General features: G+C 65.4%; 16 protein-coding genes. 6 read left to right on the top strand and 10 right to left on the bottom strand.

What is annotated here, in order from left to right:
- Nucleotides 1-103: 103 nt before the first annotated feature.
- Nucleotides 104-970, top strand: coding sequence for an IclR family transcriptional regulator (locus ACIPHM_RS09195; RefSeq protein ID WP_400327133.1), 867 nt, complete (start codon nt 104-106; stop codon nt 968-970).
- A 97-nt stretch (nt 971-1,067) separates the two neighbouring features.
- Here the strand turns inward: ACIPHM_RS09195 and ACIPHM_RS09190 are convergent, their stop codons facing one another.
- From ACIPHM_RS09190 to ACIPHM_RS09170, 5 genes are all read right to left on the bottom strand, one after another.
- Entirely contained in the window at nt 1,068-1,979 is a 912-nt protein-coding gene (locus tag ACIPHM_RS09190; protein ID WP_400327131.1) for a dihydrodipicolinate synthase family protein, read from the bottom strand.
- A gap of 47 nt (nt 1,980-2,026) precedes the next feature.
- Nucleotides 2,027-3,733 carry an ABC transporter permease subunit gene (locus ACIPHM_RS09185; protein WP_400327491.1) on the bottom strand — a complete coding sequence of 569 codons (1,707 nt, stop codon included), beginning with the start codon at nt 3,731-3,733 and terminating at the stop codon, nt 2,027-2,029.
- A gap of 117 nt (nt 3,734-3,850) precedes the next feature.
- On the bottom strand, nt 3,851-4,963 hold the full coding sequence (locus ACIPHM_RS09180; RefSeq protein WP_400327129.1) for an ABC transporter ATP-binding protein: 1,113 nt from the start codon (nt 4,961-4,963) through the stop codon (nt 3,851-3,853).
- A 45-nt stretch (nt 4,964-5,008) separates the two neighbouring features.
- Nucleotides 5,009-6,052 (bottom strand): ABC transporter substrate-binding protein, encoded by a 1,044-nt coding sequence (locus ACIPHM_RS09175; protein ID WP_400327490.1) that lies wholly within the window; start codon nt 6,050-6,052, stop codon nt 5,009-5,011.
- Nucleotides 6,053-6,263: 211 nt separating this feature from the next.
- Complete coding sequence (locus ACIPHM_RS09170; RefSeq protein ID WP_400327127.1) at nt 6,264-7,700, bottom strand: FAD-binding oxidoreductase; 1,437 nt, start codon at nt 7,698-7,700, stop codon at nt 6,264-6,266.
- Between the two features lie 295 nt (nt 7,701-7,995).
- Between ACIPHM_RS09170 and ACIPHM_RS09165 the strand changes: the two genes are divergently transcribed.
- The 4 genes from ACIPHM_RS09165 (at nt 7,996) to ACIPHM_RS09150 (ending at nt 13,328) form a co-directional block, all read left to right on the top strand.
- Nucleotides 7,996-9,462, top strand: coding sequence for an aldehyde dehydrogenase family protein (locus tag ACIPHM_RS09165; protein WP_400327126.1), 1,467 nt, complete (start codon nt 7,996-7,998; stop codon nt 9,460-9,462).
- Nucleotides 9,463-9,482: 20 nt separating this feature from the next.
- A complete protein-coding gene (locus ACIPHM_RS09160; protein ID WP_400327125.1) occupies nt 9,483-10,241 on the top strand; it encodes an SDR family oxidoreductase in 759 nt (252 codons plus the stop codon).
- 106 nt (nt 10,242-10,347) lie between these two features.
- Nucleotides 10,348-11,664 carry an MFS transporter gene (locus tag ACIPHM_RS09155; RefSeq protein WP_400327123.1) on the top strand — a complete coding sequence of 439 codons (1,317 nt, stop codon included), beginning with the start codon at nt 10,348-10,350 and terminating at the stop codon, nt 11,662-11,664.
- A gap of 125 nt (nt 11,665-11,789) precedes the next feature.
- Entirely contained in the window at nt 11,790-13,328 is a 1,539-nt protein-coding gene (locus ACIPHM_RS09150) for an MDR family MFS transporter (RefSeq protein WP_400327122.1), read from the top strand.
- A 53-nt stretch (nt 13,329-13,381) separates the two neighbouring features.
- Here the strand turns inward: ACIPHM_RS09150 and ACIPHM_RS09145 are convergent, their stop codons facing one another.
- Nucleotides 13,382-13,603 (bottom strand): hypothetical protein, encoded by a 222-nt coding sequence (locus ACIPHM_RS09145; RefSeq protein WP_400327120.1) that lies wholly within the window; start codon nt 13,601-13,603, stop codon nt 13,382-13,384.
- A gap of 28 nt (nt 13,604-13,631) precedes the next feature.
- Between ACIPHM_RS09145 and ACIPHM_RS09140 the strand changes: the two genes are divergently transcribed.
- On the top strand, nt 13,632-14,936 hold the full coding sequence (locus ACIPHM_RS09140; protein WP_400327119.1) for a hypothetical protein: 1,305 nt from the start codon (nt 13,632-13,634) through the stop codon (nt 14,934-14,936).
- A gap of 123 nt (nt 14,937-15,059) precedes the next feature.
- Here ACIPHM_RS09140 and ACIPHM_RS09135 read toward each other — a convergent pair whose 3' ends face one another.
- From ACIPHM_RS09135 to hemC, 4 genes are read right to left on the bottom strand one after another with little or no spacing between them, the layout of a single operon-like run.
- A complete protein-coding gene (locus tag ACIPHM_RS09135) occupies nt 15,060-16,232 on the bottom strand; it encodes a heme biosynthesis HemY N-terminal domain-containing protein (RefSeq protein ID WP_400327118.1) in 1,173 nt (390 codons plus the stop codon).
- A gap of 10 nt (nt 16,233-16,242) precedes the next feature.
- Entirely contained in the window at nt 16,243-17,397 is a 1,155-nt protein-coding gene (locus tag ACIPHM_RS09130; RefSeq protein ID WP_400327116.1) for a uroporphyrinogen-III C-methyltransferase, read from the bottom strand.
- Nucleotides 17,384-18,364 carry a uroporphyrinogen-III synthase gene (locus ACIPHM_RS09125; protein WP_400327114.1) on the bottom strand — a complete coding sequence of 327 codons (981 nt, stop codon included), beginning with the start codon at nt 18,362-18,364 and terminating at the stop codon, nt 17,384-17,386. Before ACIPHM_RS09125 ends, ACIPHM_RS09130 begins: the two co-directional genes overlap by 14 nt.
- Nucleotides 18,361-19,329, bottom strand: coding sequence for a hydroxymethylbilane synthase (gene hemC / locus ACIPHM_RS09120; protein WP_400327113.1), 969 nt, complete (start codon nt 19,327-19,329; stop codon nt 18,361-18,363). Before hemC ends, ACIPHM_RS09125 begins: the two co-directional genes overlap by 4 nt.
- Between the last annotated feature and the right edge of the window lie 29 nt (nt 19,330-19,358).

Below are 19,358 nucleotides of genomic sequence, written 5' to 3'. Positions count from 1 at the left end.
GATCGGTGCCACCGGCCCTGCCGTCAGGCAAAGTTCGCTACTTGGGCACAAACAATTGCATTACAATCACAATCATTACAATCCGAACACACTCGCACACCCCATGCCGCGCTCACCTGCCGGGTCGTCGCGCTCTGTCCAAGACGCCTCCGCCCAATCCGCCAGCGACACCGACTCGTCGGCCACCGCTGCGCCGCGCTCCTCGCTCTTCGTCGGCTCGACGGAGAAGACGTTTCAGGTACTACACGCTTTCGATGGCCCCGCGCGGTACATGGCGCTGAGCGACATCGCCAAGGCGGCGGGTCTCGATCGCAGCGCCACCCAACGGCTGGTGCACACGCTCGAAGCGCTCGGCTATCTCTATCGCGTGCCCGACACCCGCACTTACGGGCTCACGACCAAGGTCTTGCAGTTCTCGTACAACTACATTCGCGCGAACGAGCTGGTCGACAAAGCCTCGCCGTATCTGCTCGACATCAGCCGGCGCGTCGGCGAGACGACCAATCTGCAGGAACTGGACGGTCACGAGATCGTGTTCGTCGCGCGCTTTCCCGGACAGCATCTGGTGAATATCGACATCGTGGTGGGCGCGCGTCTGCCCGCGATGTTCACGGCCTCGGGCATCGCGATCCTGTCCCGTCTGCCGGACCCCCGCGTGCGCGAGATTCTCGCGAGCACCGCGCTCGAACCGATGACGCCGTACACGCTGATCGACGAAAAGAAGCTCGTCGAACGTATTCAGACGACGGCACGTCGCGGCTATGCCATCGTCGAGAACGAAACCGTGATGGGCGACATTTCGGTCGCCGCCCCGATTACCGACCACGACGGTCACGCCGTGGCGGCCATCAACATCTCGGTACCGACCTCGCGCTGGACACGTGAGCGCGCAGAAGCCGAACTCGCCCCGCACATTCAGGTCGCTGCGACCTCGATCTCGAAGTCGCGACTGTCGACGTTCCGCCGCTAAGCCCTCCGGCGTTACCCGCCGCACGGCGGCGGGCGGTGGCGGGCAGTGACGAGCGTCGCCGCCCGTCACTTCAGCGCGCCTCACGTTCTCGGCGGACTCAGCGTCCTTCAAAAATCGCCAGTTGACGGGTCAGTTCCTCGCGCAACTCCGCCGACAGGCCAGCTGCGGGCGGCACGAGCGGCGCGAGCATGGCCGGGGCCTTCACACCGATCAGATCCATCACCGACTTCATCGGGCCGGGGTTCGTCTCGGCGAACGCCAGATTCATCAGCGGAATCAGCGAGCGATGCAGTTCCAGCGCTTCGGCGGTCTTGCCTTGCGAGGCCAGCGCGAAGATGCGTTGCCAGGCCGTGGGCAGCAGCGACGCCGTCACCACAATGCCGCCGCGCGCGCCTGCGGCGACATGCAGCGGGAACAGCGTGTCTTCGCCGCTCAGCACGGCAAACGACTCGTCCACACCGGCGATGGTGCGAAGGAAATGCCACATATCCGTGTTGCACGCCTTCATGCCGATGATGTTCTCGTGGCGCGACAGCTCGTGCAGCACCTCCGGCGCGATCGCGATACGCGTGCGATACGGAATCTCGTAGATCAGGATCGGCAGCGGCGACTCGTCGGCGTAGCGCAGGAAGTAGTCGCGAATACCGGCTTGCGTCGGGTTCGTGTAGTACGGCGTGAGCACGAGCAGACCGTCGGCACCGGCGGCGGCGAAGTCGCGCCCGGCTTCGATGGCGTCGTGATAGCCCGGGTCGAGCACACCGGCGATCACCGGCACGTCGCGGCCGTGCGCCCGCACTTCCTGCGCCGTGAGTTCGGCCATGTGCACGCGCTCGGCGCGCGAGAGCGCACCGTACTCGCCGGTGCCGCCCAGCGGCACCACGCCGTCAATGCCTTGCCCCAGCAAGTAGCGCATCAGCGCACGTGCGGCGTCGGTATGAATCGTGTCGTCGGCGTTCACCGGCGTGGGAATCGCCGGGAGAATGCCCTTGAGTTGTGCGGAACGAAGCATGAGTTAAACGTCCGTGAATCGTGAGTTCGTTGGAATCGGATACCGCATCAGGTGGCGAGGCTGCGACGGCGCAGACGCTCGGCCACCCAGATCAGTGCGGCGATGAAAAGGAACAGACACGTGGAGACGGCGGCGATCACCGGCGAAATCTGCATCGTGATTTCGTCCCAGAACTGCTTGGGCAAAGTGGTCGACAAGCCGCCCGACGTGAACAGCGCAATCGTGAGTTCGTCGAACGAGGTGGCGAACGCGAACAGGAACGACGACAGCAGCCCCGCGCCGAGAATCGGGAACGTCACGCGACGCAGCGTCGCCCAGGGGCGTGCGCCGAGGCTGTAGGCCGCCAGATCGAGACGCGTGTCGTAGTTGCGCAGCACCGCCATCATCGTGATGACGACGTACGGCACGGCCACGACCGTGTGCGCAATCGTCAGCCCCACGCTGGAGCCGACCAGACCGACCTTGGCGAAGAAATAGAACACGCCGACGGCCAGGATCATGCGCGGCACCACGATGGGAGCGAGCACGAAGGCGAGCATGGCCGACTTGCCGCGCATGCCGCCGCGCACCAGCAGGAAGGCCGCGGGCGTGCCGATCAGCATCGACAGCAGGCCGGCACCGATCCCCACGAGCATCGAGCGCGTGACGGCCTGCATCCACAGCGGCGAATCCCAGATCTGCTGATACCACTGGAGCGAGAAGCCCTTCGGCGGCCATGCGAGCCCCGAGGCCGAGTCGAACGACATCGGAATCATCAGCAACGCAGGTGCAGCGAGGAACACGACCAGCAAGAAGACAATCACGCGCAGCACGAGCCCGTCGCCCTGCTCGCCCTTGTGACGCGGCATCGCACGCAGCAGCAGATCGGTGGCGCCGCCCAACGCGGCGAGCACCTTCTCGCCGAGCGAGCGGGTCCAGCCGCCACGGCGCTTGCCCGCCTTCACGTCGCCCGCGCCGCCGGCCATCGTCGACAGGCCGACCATGCGGTCGTAGATGAAGAACACCACCAGCACCACCGCGAGCAGCAGCACCGAAATCGCCCCGGCAAAGCCCCAGTTCAGCGCCTGCATCACCTGATCGATGATGAGCTGCGTGATCATGGTGTCATGACGCCCGCCCAGCAGCGTCGGCGTGATGAAGAAGCCGATGGACGTGACGAACACCATCAGCGCACCGGCCGCCACCCCCGGCAGCGACAGCGGGAAATACACCCGCCAGAACATGGTGCCGGGCCGCGCCCCCAGCGTCGAGGCCGCGCTCGGCAGACGACGGTCGATGTTCTCCATGACGGAGAGCATCGTGAGCACGGCGAGCGGCATGAGCGCATGCACCATCCCGAGCACCACGGCGGGGAAGCTGTAGAGCAGCGAGAGCGGCTGGTCGATCAGACCGAGATCGAGCAGGGTGCGGTTGATCACGCCGTTACGGCCGAGTATCACCACCCACGCGAACGTGCGCACGAGAAAGCTCGTCCAGAACGAGAGCAGCAGCCAGAAGAGCAGACGCTGCTTGCGCGCGCCGGTGAGCGTGGATAGCCGATAGGCAATCGGATAGCCCGTGAGCACCGCGAAGAGGGTCGTGTAAAGCGAGACCTTGAGCGTGATGAGCAACACCTCGACATACACCGACGAGGCGAACAAACGCTGATATTCGGCAAGCGTAAAACCGTTCTCGCCGCGAATGCTCAGCAGCAGCAACTGGCCGACCGGATAAATCAGCATCACCGCCAGCAGAATGACGATGGGCGCGGCCATGAGCAGCGGACGCACGCGCGCACGCCAGCGTGAGCGGCGCGGCGCCGGCGGGACAGGTTGAGACGGCTGGGAGGGATGGGGGGACGAAGGACGAACCATGGCAGATGCACTCATGGCTTACCCCGCGATCGCCACGGCGTCGTCGGCGCGCCAGGCGAGGCCCAGCGTCTGACCGATTTCGAAGCGGTTGCCCTGACGATGCGTCGGGAACGCCGCCACGAGCGACTTGCCCGTATCCCCGCCGGCCACTGCCGATTGCAGATACAGCTTCGTCATGCCGCCGGTGACCATGATGTCGGTGAGCTTCGCCGAGATCGTCGCCACGCCCTCGGGCGTGGTCTGCGCGTCATGGATATGCAGGTTCTGCGGACGCAGCATCAGCTTGACCGTACGGCCGCGCTCGACCTGCGGATCATAGACCATGGCGCCTGCGCCGTCGGGGGCCTGCACACCCGGCATCGCCACGCGCACCTGATCGCCGGCGCGCTCCAGCACGGTGGCGTCGAGCAGGTTGGACTCACCGAGGAAGTCGGCCACGAACACGCTCTTCGGACGGAAGTACAGATCGTCCGGCGTGCCCAGTTGCGCGATCTCCCCGGCGTTCATCAGGCAAATGCGATCGGACATCGTCATCGCTTCTTCCTGATCGTGCGTCACGTACACAATGGTGGTGCCGAGCTCGCGGTGAATGCGCTTGATTTCGAGCTGCATATGATCGCGCAGCTTTTTGTCGAGCGCGCCCAGCGGCTCGTCCATCAGAATGATCGACGGACGGTAGACCATGCAGCGCGCGAGTGCGATGCGCTGCTGCTGCCCCCCCGAGAGTTCGCGCGGATAGCGCTCCGCCACATGCGGCAGATGCACCATTTCCAGCGCGTTCATGACCATCTTGCGAGCGGCCTGTGCGTCGGTGCGACGCATCTGCAACGGGAACGCGATGTTCTCCGCCACGGTCATGTGGGGGAACAGCGCGTAGTTCTGGAACACCATGCCGATGTCGCGCTCGTACGGCGCACCGTACGTGACATCGGCCCCATTGATGCGGATAGCGCCCGCATCGGGCTGCGACAGACCGGCGATGAGCGAGAGCAACGTGGTCTTGCCCGAGCCGCTGGGGCCGAGCAAGGTCAGGAATTCGCCCTGGGCGACATCGAGATTGGTCGGCGCCAGCGCGACGAAATCGCCGTAACGCTTGGACAGGCCCGAGACTTGAAGATTAGCAACGGTCATGAGATCAGCACCCCAAAAAACGTGAAACGGAACGGCAGGTGAGGATCAGGTCAGGATCCAGCGGTTGAAACGTTCGAGCGCGACGCTCTGGTTCTGCTGCCAGAACTGCGCGTTGATGTGCACGCCGCTCTTCATGTTCTCGGGGAACGTCGGGCAGTTCTTCGCAATTTCCGGCTTCACATAGTTGAACGCTTCGGGCTGCGTCATGCCGGCCGGGAAGTACTTGACCAGTTCTGCCTGACGCTTCGGATCGCTCGCGAACTTGATGAACTCGCGACAAGCCGCAGCGTTCGGCGTGCCCTTGAGGATCGACCAGTTGTCGCAACCCCAGATGTTCTGGTTCCACACGATCTCGACGGGCACGCCGTTGGCCTGTGCCGACTGCGCACGCGAGGCCCACGTGGCGACCAGATCCACTTCGCCCGAGCCGAGCATCTGCTCGACCTGCGCGCCGGTGGTCCACCACACGGCGACTTGCTTGGCGATCTTGTCCAGGCTCTTGAACGCGCGGTCGAAGTCGCACGGATAGACGGCGCCCGCGGCAACGCCGTCAGCCAGCAGCGCTTCTTCGATGGTGTCGAACGGATACTTGCGGATCGAGCGGCGGCCCGGGAAGTCCTTCACGTTCCACAGATCGGCCCACGACGACGGCGCCTTGCGGCCCTTGAAGGCTTCGGTGCGATAGGCGAGCACGGTCGAGTAGACGTTGGTGCCCACGCCGAACGGCGACATGTACTGCTTCGGAATCTTGGCGATGGTCGGGTCGGCTTCCAGACCGTGACGCTCCAGATACTCCTTGCCCCCCGAGGTCAGCAACAGGATCGCGGGTTGGCTGATCTTCGCCATATCCCACGTGTAGCTGCCGGCTTCCACCATGCTCTTGATCTGCGCGGTCGGCTCTGCGTTGGCCTGCACGCCGACGACCTCGATGCCCGTCGCCTTGGCGAACGGCTTGTAGTACACGGCGTCGTACGCTTTCGTGTAGATGCCGCCGTCGTCGCGCACAACAATGCGCTTGGTCGCGGCGCGCGAGGGCGTCCACACGAACGGGAACGCGACGGCAGCCGCCCCGACGATGGCCGTCTTCATGGCCGTGCGACGGCCCGGTTGTGCGAGCGTCGCTGCGTTGTTATCGGAGGTATCGAGCGGGCTTGCAGAGGTCTTGCGTTTCATCATGGTCTCCGGTCTTGACTGGGAGGGTGGGCGCGGCGACGGACCGCAACTTCGGCACAGCCGCCGCGCGCGCAGTTATGGCAAAACAAACAGCAAAACGTGAATCGGGTGAAGTGCGTGAAACGGTTCAGGGAACGAGACGTCCCGGATTGAGCAACTGGTGCGGATCGAGCGCGGCCTTCACCGTGCGCATCAGCGCAAGTTCGGCAGGCGCCTTGTAGCGCTGCATGAGCGGCAGGCCCGTCTGGCCGACACCGTGCTCTGCGCTGAACGTGCCCGACAGGCGCGCCGCGACGTCGTTGACACAGGCGCGCATGGCGTCGCCCATCGCCGCGCTATCGGCGAGCGCCGCCCACGCGGCGAACGAGAACATCGGGATAAAGTGCACATTGCCGTCTCCCATATGGCCGACGATGGCGATGTCCAGCCCCGGCACGATGGCATGCACCGCGCGCGTGGAGGCTTCGATGAATTCGGGCACGCTCGAGACCGGCACGGCGCAGTCCGTCGTCAGACCGATGGCGGCCTTCTTGTTCGCCTCGCTCACGCTGTGACGCACTTCCCAGAGATCGGCACGCTGCGTTTCGTTCGCGGCAATGACGGCGTCTTCGACCAGGCCCTGCTCGATGGCGTCGCCCAGCGTTTCGGTGAGCACCGCTTCGAGCCCTTCGGCGTCGCGCGTGTCGCCCAACTCCACGAGCACGTGCCACGCATGCGCGCCCGAGAGCGGATTGCGGCGGTTCGGCACGTTGGCCAGCACCAGGTCGAGCTGGTGACGATTCATGATTTCGAAGGCCGACAGACGCGAGCCGCAGGCGTTCTGGAACATGCCGAGAATCTGCTGCGCGGCGGCCGGGTCACGCGGGGCGAACCAGGCGAGGGCGTGATGCGTGGGTAGCGGGTGCAGCTTGAGCGCTGCCGCCGTGATGATGCCCAGCGTGCCTTCCGCGCCGATGAACAGATGCTTGAGATCGATGCCCGTGTTGTCCTTGCGCAGCGCGCGCAGGCCGTCCCAGACGGTGCCGTCGGCCAGCACGACCTCCAGACCCAGCACGTTCTCTCGGGTATTGCCGTAGCGCAGCACACTGGTGCCGCCCGCATTGGTCGAGAGCGTGCCGCCAATCTGGCAGGAGCCTTCGGCGCCGAGGCTCACGGGATACAGGCGTGCGACGTCGGCCGCCGTATCCTGCACGGTTTTCAGAATGCACCCGGCCTCGACGATCATCGAACCGTTGGCGGCATCGACCTGGCGGATATGGCGCATGCGCGCCAGATTCAGAATGACGGGGGCCGGGCCGAGCGTCGGCGGTACCGCTCCGCCGCACAGGCTGGTGTTCCCGCCCTGCGGGAGGATGGGCACACCGGCAGCCGCACACAGCTTCACAATGTCGCTCACCTGCGCGGTGGACGACGGCAGCACGACGCACAAGGCCTCGCCGCGGTAGCGTCCGCGCCAGTCTTCCGTGTAACCGGCGGTATCGGGCTCGCCGGTGAGCACGGCGTCCATGCCAAGCACATCCTGCAACCGGGTCAACAGCGTCTCGTGCGTCACTGCGTCGTTCATTGCCTGCCTGCTCCTGAATGCTTCGGTTCGACTGGCTCGCCTCGCGTTTCCGTCGTCATCTGAGACCGTACGCGGCGAGCGGTAGTGCCATACCAGACGTCCGTCTGGCGATTCGTTGTGATCAAGGATAGGCGAGAAAAAATTGCAATAAAATATCTTTAATTGCAATGCGATCGTTTTAGGTGTTTATGCGGATGTGCCCCATACGACGGTCAACGCCCTCATGAGTTAAGTGATAATGAGGCGATACCCAAGGTCAGCCCCGAGTTCACTCGTTAAGCGAGGTGCAGTCGACATGCCCGAAGCTACACACTTCATCGGCAATCAGTGGGTCGCCCCCGCCAAGCGCGCCGGTGTTTCCGCCACGTCCGCCAGTGCCGTCATTCCCGTCATCGATCCCTCCGACGGACAGCCCTTTACCGAAATCGCCCGAGGCGACGCCGAAGACATCGACCGTGCGGTCAACGCGGCGCGCGCAGCGTTCGAAGGCGACTGGGGACACATGGCTGCCGCCGAGCGCGGCCGGAGGCTCTACGCGCTCGCCAACCGCCTCGCGAAGCATCACGAGGAACTGGCGCAACTCGAAGCGCGCGACACCGGCAAGCCGCTCAAGCAGGCCCGCGCCGACGCTGCGGCCATCGCTCGCTACTTCGAGTTCTATGCGGGCGCCGCCGACAAGCTGCATGGCGAGACGATCCCCTATCAGCAGGGCTTCACCGTGTTTACCGTGCGCGAGCCGCATGGCGTGACCGGTCACATCATTCCCTGGAACTACCCGTTGCAGATTTTCGGGCGCAGCGTGGCTGCGGCGCTGGCGACCGGCAATGCCTGCGTCGTCAAACCCGCGGAAGACGCTTGCCTGTCGCTGCTGCGCGTGGCCGAGCTGTCGCTGGAAGCGGGGCTGCCGCCGGGCGCGCTCAATATCGTGACGGGCTACGGCGCAGAGGCCGGTGCGGCGCTCGCGCGGCATCCGGGCATCGATCACATCTCGTTTACCGGCTCGCCCGCAACCGGCACGCTGATTTCGCAGATGGCCGCCGAAAACCACACGCCGGTCACGCTTGAGCTCGGTGGCAAGTCGCCGCAGATCGTGTTCGCCGACGCGGATATGGACGCGGTGCTGCCCGTCGTCGTCAATGCCATCGTGCAGAACGCGGGGCAAACGTGTTCGGCAGGCAGCCGTCTGCTCGTGCAGCACGACGCGTACGAGATGGTGCTCGCGCATCTGGCCGAGGCTTTCGCACAGTTGCGCGTGGGGCCGTCGTTCGACGACCTCGATCTCGGCCCGCTCATCAATGCGCGTCAGCAACAGCGCGTGTGGGACTTCCTCTCCGAAGCGCAGCACGACGGCATTGCCGTGATGTCGCAGGGCGAAGTCGTAGGCAGCGCGCCGCAGGCCGGGTTCTATCAGGCGCCGACGCTGCTGCGCGACGTGCCCGATAACCACCGTCTCGCACGCGAAGAGGTGTTCGGTCCGGTGCTCGCCGCCATGCCGTTTCGCGACGAAGCCGACGCCGTCCGGCTGGCCAACAGCACCCCGTACGGTCTGGCCGCCGGCGTGTGGACACGCGATGGCTCACGGCAGATGCGCATGGCGCGCCACATTCGCGCGGGACAGGTCTTCATCAATAACTACGGCGCGGGCGGCGGTGTGGAGCTGCCGTTCGGTGGCGTGAAGCATTCCGGCCACGGCCGCGAAAAGGGTTTCGAAGCGCTTTACGGATTCACAACACTCAAGACGGTTGCCATCCGGCACGGTTGATTCTCACGGGGAGACCAGGCATGCGTTTGCAAGGAAAAGTGGCCATCGTCACGGGCGCCGGTTCGGGCTTTGGCGAAGGCATTGCCAAAACGTTCGCGCGTGAAGGCGCGGCCGTCATCGTCAACGATCTGAATCGCGAAGCCGGTGAGCGCGTGGCCGCAGACATTACCGACGCCGGTGGGCGCGCCACGTTCGTGTACGGCGACGTCTCTCGCGAGGACGATCACGTCACGCTGCTCGGCGAAGCCGTCACAGGCTTCGGGCAACTCGACATCGTGGTCAACAACGCGGGCACCACACACCGCAACAAGCCGCTGCTCGAAGTCACGGAGGCGGAGTTCGATCGCGTCTATGCGGTCAACGTCAAGAGCCTCTTCTGGAGCGCGCGCGCCGTCATCCCCTATTTCCAGCAGCGCGGCGGCGGCGTGATGATCAACATTGCGTCGACGGCGGGTGTGCGACCGCGCCCGGGGCTCGTCTGGTACAACGGCAGCAAAGGCGCCGTGATTACCGCGAGCAAGGCGATGGCCGCCGAATTCGGCCCGCAGAACATTCGCGTGAACTGCGTGAATCCGGTGATTGGCGACACGGGCCTCACGGCCGAATTCATGGGCGTGCCCAACACCCCCGAGAACCGCGCCAAGTTTCTCGCAGGCATTCCGCTCGGGCGCTTCTCCACCCCGCAGGACATTGCCAACGCCTGTCTTTATCTCGCCAGCGACGACGCCGCATTCATCACCGGCGTGTGCCTTGAAGTCGATGGAGGGCGCTGTATCTGAGGACTCACGGCATCGGTCATCATTGATTAGCAGTCGGTAGCACCCGTAGTTGTCGCACTCACAACATAACTAGACAACACACAACGTCAATCCGGAGGAGATCCGTATGAACAGCGTTCCGACGCCCCCCTCGCCCATGACCGACGCGTCATCGGCGGACTTCGAAACGGCCACCTACCGCAAGGTCGGCTGGCGACTGATTCCGTTCCTGCTGCTGTGCTATGTGGTCGCGTATCTCGACCGCGTGAACGTGGGCTTCGCCAAGTTGCAGATGGTCGGCGACCTGCAATTCTCCGAGACGGTGTTCGGTCTCGGTGCGGGCATCTTCTTCATCGGCTATTTCATCTTCGAAGTGCCAAGCAATGTGATCCTGCACCGCGTGGGCGCCCGTGTGTGGATCGCTCGCATCATGATTTCGTGGGGCATCATTTCGGGCGCGACGATGTTCGTGAGCACGCCGTCGATGTTCTACGTCATGCGATTCCTGCTCGGCGTGGCCGAAGCCGGTTTCTTCCCCGGCATCATCCTGTACATCACGTACTGGTATCCGGCCTCGCGGCGCGGGCGCATGACGGCATGGTTCATGACGGCCGTGGCGCTCTCAGGCCTGATCGGCGGACCGCTCTCGGGCTGGATTCTCAAGGACATGAGCGGCGTGAACGGTCTCGCGGGCTGGCAGTGGATGTTCCTGCTCGAAGCGATTCCGTCAGTGGTGATCGGCATTGCCGTGCTGTTCGTGCTCGACGACCGCATTCGCGACGCCAAGTGGCTGAGCGAAGCCGAGAAGTCGATGCTCGAGCGCAACATCGCGAGCGACGTGCTCAGCAAGGAGGATCTGCCGCTGCGTCGGGTGTTCTCCAGCCCGCGCGTGTGGATGATGAGCCTCATCTACTTCTCGTTCGTCATCGGGCTTTACGGCGTGGGCTTCTGGCTGCCGACGATCATCAAGAGCACGGGCGTGACCGATCCGCTGCATATCGGCCTGCTCACCGCGATTCCGTACTTCTTCGCGGTGATCGCGATGGTGCTGGTCGGACGCCGCTCCGATCTGCGCGGCGAGCGACGCTGGCACATCGCCATTCCCGCGTTCCTCGGCGCCATCGGCCTGTTCCTCTCGACGGTGTGGAGCCACAACACGCAGCTCGCCATGGTCGCGCTCACGCTTGCCACGATGGGCATCATGATCGTGCTGCCGTTGTTCTGGAGCTTGCCCACGGCGTTTCTGGGCGGCACGGCGGCCGCCGCCGGTATTGCGATGATCAACTCGCTGGGCAATCTGGCGGGCTTCGTCGGCCCGTATCTGATCGGCTTTCTCAAGGACGCCACCCAGAGCACCAACAGCGGCATGTTCCTGCTCACGGTCTTCATGATCCTCGGTGGCTTGCTGACGCTGGCGGTGCCCGCGCGGCTCGTGAATAACTGATCCGCGGGGCCGTTGGCCGGTTGGCCTGGCGGCCCCCGCGGGAGTAACATGCTTCACACGAATCAGGCCGTCCCCGCCGGGACGGCTTGTTTTTTGCCCCTCAGCGTCCGTTTCTATCCGTCCGCATGCCCGCCAACGACTCACCGACGACGCCGTCCGGCGTCTCGCTCACGCCCGCCGAGGTCAAGTCGATCCTCACCGGTCTGCTGCTCATCATGTTTCTGGGCTCGCTCGATCAGACCATCGTCGCGCCCGCACTGCCGACCATCGCGCGGGATCTCGGCAGCTTCGACGCCGTTTCGTGGGTCGTCACCGCCTACCTGCTCTCCTCGACCGCCATCACGCCCATCGTCGGCAAGCTCTCCGATCTGTTCGGACGGCGTGTCGTCATCGCAGTGAGCGTCACCGTGTTCCTCGTGGGCTCGGTGCTGTGCGCACTCGCCCCGAGCATGCTCGCGCTGATTCTCGCGCGCGGCGTGCAGGGCCTGGGCGGCGGCGGGCTGATCGCGCTGTCCAATACGGTAATTGCCGATATCGTCTCGCCGCGCGAGCGTGGCCGGTATCAGGGCTACATCTCGGGGATGTTCGCGGTCTCCGGCGTAGCCGGGCCGGTGACGGGCGGCGTGTTCGCCCAATATCTGAACTGGACGCTCATCTTCTGGATCAACATTCCGCTGGGCTTGCTCGCGATCTATCTGAGCGACCGGGCGCTGCGACGTCTGCCGCGTCGCGCGGGCAAGCCGAGCATCGATTATCTCGGCTCGCTGCTGCTGATCGTGGCGACCGTCTGCCTGCTGCTGGCGCTCACGTGGGGCGGACATCGCTACGCGTGGCTATCGGCGGAAATCGGCGCACTGGTGGTGGCCGCGATCGTCATCGGGGCGGTGTTCCTGCGGCATCAGCGCACCGTGCGCGAACCGCTGCTGCCGGTCACGCTGCTCGCCAATCCGGTGTTCCGGATGACTTCGGTGATGGCCGTGCTGGTGATGATGGTCAACATCAGCATCGGCATCTATGTGCCGCTTTACTTGCAGTTGCAGCGCGGCGAGTCGGCCAGCCGCTCCGGGCTGATGCTGATCCTGCCGCTGCTGGGCATCGTGGCCGGCGCGCTTAGCGCCGGGCATTACATGCGCAAGACAGGACATTACAAGCGTCCGCCGCAGATCGGTCTGCCGGTGGCGTTCGCGGGGTTGGCGATCATCACCCTCGGCGTGCAATCGTTGCCGCTCCTGGCCATCGGGCTGTGCCTCGCACTCGTGGGAATCGGCTTCGGCTCGGCCATGCCAGTCATGACGGTGGCGACGCAAAACGCGGTCGAGCCGCGTGACATCGGCATTGCCACCGCTGCACACGCGTTCTTCCGCGCGCTCGGCGGCATGATCGGTGTGGCCATGTTCGGGGCGCTGATCGTGGGCTTGCTGGTGTCGGGCGATGGCGGGAGCGGGCCTCACGAGCTTACCGACTTCCTGCGACCGGGCGGTGCCCCCGCCGGGATGGAAGATCATCTGCGGCTCGCCTTCGGTGCATTCTTCGGTGGCAGCGCGCTCATTGCCGCCCTGGCCATCGTCGCACTCGGCCGTCTGCCGGAACTGCCGCTGCGTCAGAGTTCCGGCAACGAGGCGACGGCCATCGAGTCAGCCATATCGAATATCTCGTCTGACTGACGCGTTATGCAAAGTCCCGGCACGCGCCACAAAGTGCCGTGACGAACATCGCGTCAGAGTGCGGACTCCTTTTCCTGCCACAAGGAGTCCTCGGTGTTCCCTTCCTCGCTTCCTACCGCTACCACGTCGGCAGTAACGTTCACGACCGCTTCAACGGTCGCGTCAACGGCCACGTCCGTTGCTTCGGCCACTTCAACCACCACTTCAACGGCCATCTCAACGGCCACATCAACGAGCACCTCAACCGGCTCGACCCCGCAGGCTGCGTTTTCCACCGACTTCTGGCAGGCATTGCAAGCACCGGTGAGCCCCTCGTGCCTACTGGCCCCACCGGCTATCGACGCAGCGAGCATCACCACGTCGCTCGGCGTCCCCTCCACCCCCCTCGCCACCACGCCCCCGTGGGCCGACGACTGGCAGGTTGAATTCACCGGGGTTCTGCAGATGTCGATGACGCCGCACGAGGCGCTTCCTGCGCTTCCCATGCTGGCCGCCGGGACGTCCGGCAGCCGGCCCGCCTGCGCCGCCAAACGAGACTTCAGTTGCGCATTCGGCAACGCCGTCCTTGCCGAAAGCGCCGCGCAGTGGAAACGTCATGCGGCTTTGCGAGAGATTCCGGCACTGGAACCGACGCCATCGACCTCGGACGCAATGCCCCCCGCACGCACCTCGATCCCCGCTCACGTGCTGCGCAAAGTGTTGCTCGATTTTGGGAATTCGGACGCCCGGACATCGGACCCGCTTCGCTCGCTGGCGTCGCGTACGATCGAAACCGCCCTCGATAGCGGCCCCTACGCCGATGCCCGGCATCTGCTCCAGGGATTGATCCGGCAACTCGAGACCGAGCAGGCGCTCACGCAGTGGACCACGGTCTTCGAGCATGTCGTCGCACGAACTCAGCGGTTCGAATCCCGTATCGAAGACGTCGCGCGGTCATTGCTCCTGACCCACGATGCGACCTCCGGCGCGAGCGCTCAAGCACTCGCTCAAGCCTCGACGAATGCGAGTATCGATCGCCTGGTCGCGCATCGGCTCCACGCCATTGCCGATATGCCCGAGGAGACGCGTGCCACCGCGTGGTCCGACTTGCTGGGCAGCGCCAAACGCGTGAATGCGTGCGCCAACGCGGAGCGCATGACATCGCTCGCCCAGTTCATCCGGCAACTTCCGCAAGCGGAGCAGGTCCCCGCCGCGTTGGCGCTCGTCACGGCCTGCGGCGATTTGCAGCCGCCCGGCGGCTGGGAGCCAGTCGCGCAAAAGCTGCTCGACGCCGTGCCGCCCTCCGGCATAGCCGCGGTGGCACGCGCGATCGTCGACCCCGGCCGACGCTTGCGCAGCGAGAGCATGAAAGCGGTGGTCGACGTCATTTCCGATCGGCTCACGCGGATTCCCCGGAGCGACGCGGTTCCGTTGGTCAGGCGTCTTGTAGAGATCGTCGTGATGCGCGGTGCCTTTGACCATCTGAGCTTCTCGCCCGATCAATGTGCCCATATGCTCGACGATTTGCGCTGGATGTGCCGCCGCGCCGGTTTGAACGATCTCGCCGGGGAAGTGCACGGCACGCTCGAAGAAGTCTGCGACGAATACAAGGCGACACTGATGCAGTGAGGCGTGACAGGGGTATGACGACACGGCATTCGCAGCGTGTTCCGCGCCGTCTCCTGAAACGACAACACCCGCCTGATGCGGGTGTTGTCGTTGAAACCGTAGCGCCTTTCGACGCGTCGAGACTTACGCCGTGGCGCAGGCGCGATAGTGACGGTTGGCCTGATCCATCTGGCCGAGTCCTTCGAAGAGTTGCGCCAGCGCCAGATGCAAACGCTGCTGCAAATGACGGTCGTCGGTGTGACGCAACGCGCCTTCCAGGAAGGTCTGCGCCTTGCCCCACAGACGCTGATGCTGGCACAGCTTGCCCAGCGCGAAGAGCAGGTCGGGATCGTTCGGGTGGCGCTGCTGCCACGCTTCGGCCTTCTGGATGAGCGGCAGCGCGTCACCGCCGGCGCACTCGGCGTAGCGGCGCAACAGACGTCCATCCCAATGCTCGGCCAACGCTGCTTCGACGATGTCGCGCGCTTCACGCGGACGGTCGAGCGAGATCAGCAACTCGGCGGCGACATCCGCAATACGCGCCGACGTGCGCGCGTCGGCCGGCAACTCGTGCCAGCACTTGAGCAGCGCGTCGGCATCGTGGCGATGATCGCGCAGAATGCCTTCGCTGGCCGTCTGCTTGAGCTTCGCACCCAATGCCGGATGCAGCGCCTCGCGCTTTTCCAGCACCTTGAGCAGGTTCAGCACTTCCGGCCAATGCTTCAGATGCTGATGCGCGCGCAAGGCGACAAGCTGGGCTTGCATACGGCGCGCGCCTTGCGCCCGCATTTCGGTCAGCGCTTCGAGCGCGCCTTCCGCGTCGCGGGTGTCGACGCGCAATTCGGCCGTCTGCAACAGACGGGCTTCTTCCAGATTCGCTCCCTGTGCCTCGGCCAGCCACGCGTCGCGACGCGCAAACTCGCGCATGCGATGCGCCGCGCGCGCGCCGATGATCGCCGCCACACCGCGGTTGTCATCCTGCTCGGCCGCTTCGCGTGCCGCCTTCTCGGCGCGCGTATAGCGTCCCGCGAAGAGGTTCGCCACGGCGTCGCGCAACGCAATGTTCGCGCGGCGGCTGCGTTGGCGATTTCGGTAAGCGGCCACGCGCTCCGGCATCTTGTAGACGTTGCGCAGAATACGAATGATCACGTACAGCGCAAAGAACAAGGCCAGCAGCGCCAGCACAAACAGGTTCAGCGACACGTCCACCCGGTACGGCGGCACCAGCATCACCACCTGCCCGTGATTGAACGTGGCCAGCACGGCAAAGCCGGCCGCCACCGCGAACAGGAGCGTCAACCAGATCAGTCCTCGCATGCGCGGCTCCTTACGGCTTTTCCTTGACGTCCTTGACCTGACCGATGGCGGTCAGGCTGGCGTCAAGGGTCGGCAGTTCGATGGTGCGCGAGCCAGAGTCAACCTGATCGAGCAACGTTTTGACGGCGGCGATGCGACGCGACTTGGCGTCGAAATACTTGTCGAGCGCAGCTTCGGCCACTTGCACATCGCTATGCACCGCCGACGCGTTGCGCGCGAGCAGCGCCAAACGCGCATTGAGCAATCGCAGTTTGAGGTTCGCGCGCAGGAAAGCGCCCTGCTCCGGCGCCACGAGCATCACGTCCGGATCGTCCAGGCGGCGCACTTGCACCAGTTGCTTGAGGCTGCCGACCATCTCGGCCGACAGACGATGCCACGTCGCGCTCCAGCCCGTCTCCCCGGCACCGCTCGGGCCGCTGGCGTCCGACTTCGGTGCGACGCGCTGCTCTTCGGCCTGCAACGGCAGCGTATCGATCATGGCGATGGCCTGATCGAGCTTGCCCGTGAGTTGCGGCAAATCGGCGGCAGGCACGGCCTTGAGGCGGTCGATGTCCTTCTTCAGCGCGTCTCGCACGCCGGCGAGCTGCGGCGCTCCCGTGCGGGCCAAACGAGCATCGGCCCCCTCGAGCGCAATCAGCGCGCCACGCACGTTGCCGGTGAGCTGCAATTGCTGGTTTGCACTCGTGACGATCTGCTCGGTCTCGGCAAGCACCCACTCGTCGCGGTTGTGCGCGAGTTCCTGATAGAGCTGTTCGAGCGCGGCCTGCTGGCTGCGCGAATCGGACACCCGGCCTTCGAGCGCCGTGAGCCGGTTTTGCAGATCGCGCTGATTGTCGAGTGCCTGCGCGGTACGTACCTGCGCCTGCATGACCTGCGCGTCGCCCGATTGCTGACGGCGCGCCATTTCCTGCTGCACGCGATCGAGCTTCTGGTTGAGCGACCAGCCGCCGATGCCGGCCCCCGCCGACACGAGCACGAAGAGCAGCCACGGCAGCGCAGCCCCCGAGCCGCGACGCTTGTGCGGCGGCTCAGGCGGTTGCCACGCGGGCGGGCTGCCCGCAGTGCCGTATGGGGTCCCCGCGGTAGCGGTGGAATTCGACGCCGTCGGGCCGGTCGACGCCGACGGGTTCTGGGAAGACTCTGGAACGCGATTATCTGTCGTCATGCTTGACTTGAATGGGATCCGCCCATGTTTTGAGTGCCGCCAGCAAGTTGTCGTCGCCGGGCGCGCACTGCGTAATCCTATCAAACCCCGCCGAGCGCGCGGCATCTGCGATACGTGTGTGGGACGTAAAGCAGGGTGCGGCGAGGATTTGCGCGAGCACTTGCGGGGTGCCCGGCGTGTGGACGCCGTCGCGCGTGCCGTAGCGCGCAGCAAACAGCGTGGCCAGATGACGCACCGCCTCGGAGCTGGTCAGCACCCAGGCGCAGCGCTCGGGCACGGCGAGCCGGGCTTCGAGCGCCGCCCATGCGGCCGTGTCCGGCGCAGGGGCACGCCGCGTGTACGCACTCACGATATCGACGTGCACGCCGTTCGCGCGCAGCGTGTCGGCGAGCAGTTCGCGCCCGCCATCGCCCCGCACCAGCAATACGCGGCGTCCGGCGAGTGCCGAAAGGTCGAGTTGCTCCAACAGCGCTTCCGAGTCGAAGCGCGCCTCGGGGCCGCCCGGCGGCACGATCACCCGGCGCCTCGGCGGGGCAATGCCCGCGTCGGCCAGCGCTTGCGCACTTCCCGGGCCGACGACGGCCACCGGCAGCGCTTCCGGCCATAGACGGCCTGCGTCGCTGGCATCCGCCTCATTGTCGGGCGCATGCAGTTGCACCAGCCGGGCGAGCGCGTGCGTCACGGCATTCGGGGAGACGAACACACTCAGCGCGTACGACGGCAACGAACGCAAGGCGTTGTCCAGCGCCGCCAGCGTAGCGGGGTCGGTTTGCGCCGCAATGTGCAGTAACGGGAACGCGAGCGTGTCGATGCCCGCAGCGTTCAGCGCCCTGGCGAGCGTGTGGGCCTGTCCGTCCGGACGCGTGAGGATGGCGCACGGCGCGACAGGCGCGGCCACTGCCCTCACGGGCGCACTGTCCGGCCCGACATCGGCGGCGCGGGGCGAGACCGGCTCGCGCGGCGTCAAGCGGCAGGGTCCTTCGGCTCAGACGGCGGCACCAGCGCCAGCCCGCCCGCGTCGATCAGTTGCTGCGCCACTCGCTGTCCCAGCGCTTCGGCACCGGCCACATCGCCTTGCGCAACACTGGCCGCGCCCTGCGCGCGAAGTACCGTCGCGCCATCCGTCGACGCAACGAACGCGCGCAACGCCAGTTCGCCTTGCGCCGTGAATTCGGCATAGGCGCCCAACGGCACCTGGCACGACCCGCCCAGCGCTCGCGAGACAGCGCGCTCGGCGCTCACCGCCAGCGTTGTGTTGGCATCGTGCAACGGTGCCAGCCATTGCACGATTTCGGGACGTCCGGCACGCACTTCGATACCAAGGGCGCCCTGACCGGCCGCCGGCAGGCTCGCGTCGGTGGGAATGATGGCGCGAATACGCGCGCCCAGCCCCAGACGCTTGAGGCCGGCCGCCGCGAGAATGATCGCCGCGAAGTCGCCCCGGTCCAGCTTGCCCAGACGGGTGTCGAGATTGCCGCGCAAGGGCGCTACCTTCAGATGGGGATATTGCGTGCGCAGACTCACTTCGCGGCGCAGGCTCGACGTGCCGACGACGGCCCCGGCGGGCAAGGCGTCCAGGCTGTCGTAATCGTTGCTCACGAAGGCGTCGCACGGGTCTTCGCGCTCGAGCACGGCGGCCAGCGTGAAGCCGTCCGGCAATTGCATCGGCACGTCCTTGAGGGAGTGGACGGCGAGGTCGGCTCGTCCGTCGGCGAGCGCGAGTTCGAGCTCCTTGACGAACAGCCCCTTGCCGCCGACCTTCGCGAGCGATCGGTCGAGAATCTGGTCACCACGAGTGGTCATCCCGAGAATACTCACGTGACACTGCGGATATAATTTGTGCAGCGCGTCACGCACGTGCTCGGCTTGCCACATGGCAAGACGGCTCTCGCGTGAAGCGATCACCAGGGTTTCAGGAGAAGCGAAGTTCATTCAGCAACCGCGTGAAGACCAAAAGAAAA

The sequence above is a fragment of the Pandoraea sp. NPDC087047 genome (assembly GCF_044745225.1).
Lineage (GTDB): Bacteria > Pseudomonadota > Gammaproteobacteria > Burkholderiales > Burkholderiaceae > Pandoraea.
The sequence above is the reverse complement of the archived record's forward strand: the minus strand, read 5'-3'. Positions and strand labels throughout refer to the sequence as shown.

Bases quoted from the DNA above. Each gene is read 5' to 3' on its own strand.
- ACIPHM_RS09195 (WP_400327133.1), top strand. From the start codon at position 104: ATGCCGCGCTCACCTGCCGGGTCGTCGCGCTCTGTCCAAGACGCCTCC.
- ACIPHM_RS09190 (WP_400327131.1), bottom strand. From the start codon at position 1,979: ATGCTTCGTTCCGCACAACTCAAGGGCATTCTCCCGGCGATTCCCACG.
- ACIPHM_RS09185 (WP_400327491.1), bottom strand. From the start codon at position 3,733: ATGGCCGCGCCCATCGTCATTCTGCTGGCGGTGATGCTGATTTATCCG.
- ACIPHM_RS09180 (WP_400327129.1), bottom strand. From the start codon at position 4,963: ATGACCGTTGCTAATCTTCAAGTCTCGGGCCTGTCCAAGCGTTACGGC.
- ACIPHM_RS09175 (WP_400327490.1), bottom strand. From the start codon at position 6,052: ATGAAGACGGCCATCGTCGGGGCGGCTGCCGTCGCGTTCCCGTTCGTG.
- ACIPHM_RS09170 (WP_400327127.1), bottom strand. From the start codon at position 7,700: ATGAACGACGCAGTGACGCACGAGACGCTGTTGACCCGGTTGCAGGAT.
- ACIPHM_RS09165 (WP_400327126.1), top strand. From the start codon at position 7,996: ATGCCCGAAGCTACACACTTCATCGGCAATCAGTGGGTCGCCCCCGCC.
- ACIPHM_RS09160 (WP_400327125.1), top strand. From the start codon at position 9,483: ATGCGTTTGCAAGGAAAAGTGGCCATCGTCACGGGCGCCGGTTCGGGC.
- ACIPHM_RS09155 (WP_400327123.1), top strand. From the start codon at position 10,348: ATGAACAGCGTTCCGACGCCCCCCTCGCCCATGACCGACGCGTCATCG.
- ACIPHM_RS09150 (WP_400327122.1), top strand. From the start codon at position 11,790: ATGCCCGCCAACGACTCACCGACGACGCCGTCCGGCGTCTCGCTCACG.
- ACIPHM_RS09135 (WP_400327118.1), bottom strand. From the start codon at position 16,232: ATGCGAGGACTGATCTGGTTGACGCTCCTGTTCGCGGTGGCGGCCGGC.
- ACIPHM_RS09130 (WP_400327116.1), bottom strand. From the start codon at position 17,397: ATGACGACAGATAATCGCGTTCCAGAGTCTTCCCAGAACCCGTCGGCG.
- hemC (WP_400327113.1), bottom strand. From the start codon at position 19,329: ATGAACTTCGCTTCTCCTGAAACCCTGGTGATCGCTTCACGCGAGAGC.